This window comes from Marinospirillum sp., from assembly GCF_014859565.1.
In genome coordinates, this window is the sequence record NZ_JACUUA010000255.1 from 1 (window position 1) to 4,275 (window position 4,275).

Annotated in this window: 7 protein-coding genes and 1 pseudogene; 2 read left to right on the top strand and 6 right to left on the bottom strand. The window is 51.1% G+C overall.

The window, feature by feature from the left end; genetic code table 11:
- Both IBX50_RS17705 and IBX50_RS17710 read left to right on the top strand, forming a co-directional pair.
- Positions 1 to 181 (top strand): annotated as a pseudogene (locus IBX50_RS17705) (exodeoxyribonuclease III); the annotation flags it as partial.
- Complete coding sequence (locus tag IBX50_RS17710) at positions 181 to 1,446, top strand: methyltransferase (RefSeq protein ID WP_292257628.1); 1,266 nt, start codon at positions 181 to 183, stop codon at positions 1,444 to 1,446. The pseudogene IBX50_RS17705 and the gene IBX50_RS17710, both read left to right, overlap by 1 nt.
- A gap of 14 nt (positions 1,447 to 1,460) precedes the next feature.
- Here the strand turns inward: IBX50_RS17710 and IBX50_RS17715 are convergent, their stop codons facing one another.
- The 6 genes from IBX50_RS17715 to IBX50_RS17740 all read right to left on the bottom strand — a co-directional run bounded on the left by IBX50_RS17715 (position 1,461) and on the right by IBX50_RS17740 (position 4,162).
- On the bottom strand, positions 1,461 to 1,925 hold the full coding sequence (locus IBX50_RS17715; protein ID WP_292257630.1) for an isoprenylcysteine carboxylmethyltransferase family protein: 465 nt from the start codon (positions 1,923 to 1,925) through the stop codon (positions 1,461 to 1,463).
- A gap of 11 nt (positions 1,926 to 1,936) precedes the next feature.
- Positions 1,937 to 2,155 carry a DUF6500 family protein gene (locus tag IBX50_RS17720; protein ID WP_292257632.1) on the bottom strand — a complete coding sequence of 73 codons (219 nt, stop codon included), beginning with the start codon at positions 2,153 to 2,155 and terminating at the stop codon, positions 1,937 to 1,939.
- Between the two features lie 14 nt (positions 2,156 to 2,169).
- Positions 2,170 to 2,697 carry a hypothetical protein gene (locus IBX50_RS17725; RefSeq protein WP_292257634.1) on the bottom strand — a complete coding sequence of 176 codons (528 nt, stop codon included), beginning with the start codon at positions 2,695 to 2,697 and terminating at the stop codon, positions 2,170 to 2,172.
- A gap of 95 nt (positions 2,698 to 2,792) precedes the next feature.
- Entirely contained in the window at positions 2,793 to 3,581 is a 789-nt protein-coding gene (locus IBX50_RS17730; RefSeq protein ID WP_292257636.1) for an alpha/beta hydrolase, read from the bottom strand.
- A 3-nt stretch (positions 3,582 to 3,584) separates the two neighbouring features.
- Positions 3,585 to 3,923 carry a gamma-glutamylcyclotransferase family protein gene (locus IBX50_RS17735; protein ID WP_292257638.1) on the bottom strand — a complete coding sequence of 113 codons (339 nt, stop codon included), beginning with the start codon at positions 3,921 to 3,923 and terminating at the stop codon, positions 3,585 to 3,587.
- Between the two features lie 29 nt (positions 3,924 to 3,952).
- Positions 3,953 to 4,162: a hypothetical protein gene (locus IBX50_RS17740; RefSeq protein WP_292257640.1), complete on the bottom strand. Its 210-nt coding sequence runs from the start codon at positions 4,160 to 4,162 to the stop codon at positions 3,953 to 3,955.
- Positions 4,163 to 4,275: the final 113 nt, after the last annotated feature.

The window sequence follows — 4,275 nt, forward strand, 5'->3', positions numbered from 1 at the left end:
CTGGTTTGATTACCGCAGCAAGGGCTTTGAAGACCAGCCCAAACGCGGGCTGCGTATTGACCTGCTGCTGGCTAGCAAAGCGCTGGCACCCCTGTGTGTGGACACCGGCATCGACTATGAAATTCGTGGTATGGAAAAACCTTCGGATCATGCGCCGGTGTGGAGCCGTTTCCAGTTCTAATGCCAACATCTGCCCCGGACTGGGTATCCTGCTGGCAACAGCTGGATGCTTGGCTGCATCAACACCACAGCCTGTGGCAAAGCCAGCCGTTCAGCACACCTTCACCTGACTGGGCTGAACGCTACCCAGAACTGGCAGCTTGGTTGGAGCAGCTGGACGACGCAACCTGCCAGCACTATGAAGAGCAACCGGATGAGCTGATCCAGCCTCTGATGCAATGGCTGCCGACCTTGGCGCAGCGTCAACAGTTACTTATGCTGCCGGAACTGACAGGGACAACAGACTGCAGCCTGCCGGAAAACCTTGCCAAAGCCATGCCGGGGCGCAAACGCCAACAGGCCGGTGCTTTTGCCGGAGCCATCCTGCCGCTGCAGACGGCGGTCTTTGACTGGTGTTGTGGCAGTGGTCATCTGGCGCGCACTCTGGCACCTCACACACACGGCAGCGTTACTGGGCTGGAATGGGATAAAGCTCTGGTGCAAAAGGGTAATCAACTGGCACAGGCTGCCGGAGATGCCGTACAGATCAGGCAACAAGATGTGATGCAACTGGGTGACTTCTGGCCGGTTGAACCCCACGGTGTGGCGTTACATGCCTGTGGTGACCTGCACCGTCAGTTGATCCATCAGGCCATCAGCCGACACCTGTCGCGCCTGAGTCTTTCACCCTGCTGTTACCACCTGATCCAACAACCCCAATGGCAACCGCTTTCACAACAGGCAAAAAACAGCCGATTGCAAGGACTGGATCGAACCCTGCTGCGACTGGCCGTGCAGGAAACCGTGACCGCGCCAGAACGTGTTACTCGCCAGCGTGATCAGCTGAATCTCTGGCGACTGGCATTTGATGGTCTGCAACGCCAGTTGCGTGGACAGGAACACTACCTGCCGCTACCTTCGGTTTCACCCACCCTGCTGCAAGGTCGCTTTACTGATTTTTGCCGCTGGGCAGCCGCTGAAAAACAGCTGAACCTGCCTGTTAAAATAGATGAACAACAATGGCTGGCTTACGGTAAACAACGCCTACAACAGGTACAGCGCCATGAACTGCTGCGCCATCTGTTCCGCCGCCCGCTGGAGTTATGGTTGGTACTGGATTATGTACTGACCTTGCAGGAAGCTGGATATCAGGTCAGGCTTGGCACCTTCTGCAACCGGCAGCTGACACCACGTAACCTGTTGATTGATGCTAGATTTGTCGACATGGGTCAGATTGAGCATCATAAGTCAGCGAATACTGACAATACAAACAGCATGTGTAAATAGCCAGTACTTACTGATTACAACCAGCGACGCACCCGATGCATATAGTCAGCACAAGGTGCACCGAACAGCTTCAGCAGTGCGCGTTCTTCGGGGATAATCTGAAAACGGGTGAGATACAAACAAAACAGCAGTACCAGCAGGTATCCACCAAAAGTTGACCACCAGGCTGCCACACCCAGCAAAGACACCGCCAAACCCAGATACATCGGGTTGCGAGTCAGCTTAAAAATTCCGGTATCCACCACACAACTGGCCTGATGCGGCTGCATGGGGTTCACTGTGGTCTGTGCGCGACGAAACTCCAGCACACCCATCAGAGCAATGATGCCGCCGGCAACAAACAACAGCACTGCCAGCCCCTGATGACCAAAAAAAGCCAGCCGCACCAAAGGCAAAACTTGAGACACCATCCATACTAACAAGGCAAAAACAAACCACACAGCCACCGGCGGTACTTTTAACTCCAGCTTTTGCGACATCAAAGACTCCTTCAAAGCCCTGCTTCAACCATGCTTTTAATTTTTATGGCTTTTTCAAAATGATCCAGCTCATGGGTTTTAATCCACCAGGTTGCAGCTTCCATCAATAACTCAGGATCATCATTTTTATTGGCAAAAAAAGCGTAAAAGGAAACCCCGACCGATTCACCTTTGACCAGTATTTTTTTATCACAAACTGCGATTATTTTTTCACGCAGAGTATTTCGCATTCGTCCATTCCTTATCAAACCAGAGCTTGTGTATCTTTGTATTCACCAACCGAAGCCTGGATCACTGTCCGTGCAGTGATTGCCTCTTGCTCGTTTCGGGTTTCCACCACCAGTACAACATGACCATTGGCAATCGCATCAGCAACCAGATCAGAAAACCAGCCTTTTTTGTTGCCTTCACCTGCCGAAGCACCCGCTGCAACCCCGATCAAACCACCAATACTTGCTCCCCAACCCAGCAACACCAGAGGTGCAACCACAGGACTGGCAACAAACAGTGTCACACTTGCCGCTGCCAGCGCAATACTACCGAGCGCACCAACACCAGTACCCACTGCAGTACCAATTGCACCATCCACCAACATGTCCTGCAGTGCACCGTCACTCTTCACCTCCTGCGCTGGAGAAGAAGAAGTGGAGTCGGCAGTAAAAATTCTCATTTGTGCGCGAGGCAAACCTTGGCTGACAAGTGTAGAAAGTGTGCTCTCAGCTTCTTCGCGATGAGCAAAAAAACCGGATACGTGATGAAGGTATGCATTCATGATCTTTCTCCTGATAACGACCCGTGCAAGACGGATGAGTCACCAGTTTCAACATCAGAGGCAAAAGCGTCTGTACGACACCACACAGAGAAATCTCAGGCCTCTGCCTCTGCCTTTCTTGGGTTGAGCAAAAAATCACGGATTATCCTAGCGATGATTTCCGGTACATCTTCCATGGCAGCATGGCCTGCAAAAGGAAGATTGCCAAACGATGAACCAGCAATCCTGGCCTGAGCTTCTGCCGCTTCAGTCAGTGAAAGAAGAAAATCGCCATCACCACGCAGTATGAGTGTCGGGCACTTAATATCAGTTATGGCATCCTGAGGATAACCTGTCGAACCCAGATCAGTCCAAAGAGCAACACAGGAATCCACCAGCTTATTAAAATCTGCCTGCGGGTTCAGTGCGGCGTATTTGGGGGGTGCATCGGGAAACATCTCTGCCCACATTTCCGGGGTAACACTACCCAGAATTTCGAACGATGGATCTTCGCGGGAAATGCGCCACTGGGCACCAATCGTGACAAGTGCACAAACAGCCTGGTTGCTCGCAGCAATTCGATAAGCAGTAATCCCCCCATCACTAAAACCCAGAAGTGAATAATTCTCCAGCCCCAGATGCACAACCAGTGCCTGGATATCAGCTTGATGCTGCTGATAGGTCAAGGGCTTGGTTCCGAGTGTGGATCGACCATGACCCCGCATATCCACGGCAATAACATAGAAGGAGTTGGTCAGCAGCTGGATGATCGGGGAAAAGTCTTCAAGACTGCCAAGGCCACCATGCAACAGAATCACTGGATGCCCCTGGGTAACACCCGTTGTCTCGTAATAAATCCGGACATCATCAAGATCCAGAAACTCACCACTTTGATGGTTCAACATGACTCACTCCTCTGCCGCTGCATAAATCCAGCACTCTTTGCCGGACTTTAGCCTAGCAAGGGTGCGAACGTAGTCATCAACTTCATAGTCATCCGCCTGTGCAAGCTCGATATCTGTTATTTCAAATACTGTACCGCTCACTTCATCTGCTGGATTACCGGTGAAGCGCAAGATCGGATGAATCGCCTTGCCACTTTCCCGAAGCACCCGCTCATCAGTAATGACCACTTCACCAATTTTATAACCCTGCAGGATGTCTTTAACCCCAGACAACACCCGGCCAAAATTGGCAACCTGGACTTCTTTTTGTTGCAGTGTCCCATAGGAAAATAGTAACGGCATGATTTCTCTCTTGTATATTACACCTGAAGTTAAGCACTGCTATCAGAAGCCAGCAGCAGAGCGCCACAACCCATCATCACAGCACCACCAAATTTTCGTGGCATATCAGAAGAAACCCGACCACGCAGCTTTTCAACCAGTGCAGATGCAAACAACACATACACTAGCTTTACACCACCCACAGTCACAGCGGTGGTGAGCATAATAAGCATCATGTCCCACAGATTCAGGTTTTTCATATCAACCAGTGCCGGAAAAAGACTGGCATAAAACAGAATGGCTTTGACATCGCCTAGGTGTCGGGTTCCGGATGATCAAATCTCATTAAGGAGTTATCCTTTGCTTGCTGCAA

Bases quoted from the DNA above. Each gene is read 5' to 3' on its own strand.
- IBX50_RS17710 (WP_292257628.1), top strand. From the start codon at position 181: ATGCCAACATCTGCCCCGGACTGGGTATCCTGCTGGCAACAGCTGGAT.
- IBX50_RS17715 (WP_292257630.1), bottom strand. From the start codon at position 1,925: ATGTCGCAAAAGCTGGAGTTAAAAGTACCGCCGGTGGCTGTGTGGTTT.
- IBX50_RS17720 (WP_292257632.1), bottom strand. From the start codon at position 2,155: ATGCGAAATACTCTGCGTGAAAAAATAATCGCAGTTTGTGATAAAAAA.
- IBX50_RS17725 (WP_292257634.1), bottom strand. From the start codon at position 2,697: ATGAATGCATACCTTCATCACGTATCCGGTTTTTTTGCTCATCGCGAA.
- IBX50_RS17730 (WP_292257636.1), bottom strand. From the start codon at position 3,581: ATGTTGAACCATCAAAGTGGTGAGTTTCTGGATCTTGATGATGTCCGG.
- IBX50_RS17735 (WP_292257638.1), bottom strand. From the start codon at position 3,923: ATGCCGTTACTATTTTCCTATGGGACACTGCAACAAAAAGAAGTCCAG.
- IBX50_RS17740 (WP_292257640.1), bottom strand. From the start codon at position 4,162: ATGAAAAACCTGAATCTGTGGGACATGATGCTTATTATGCTCACCACC.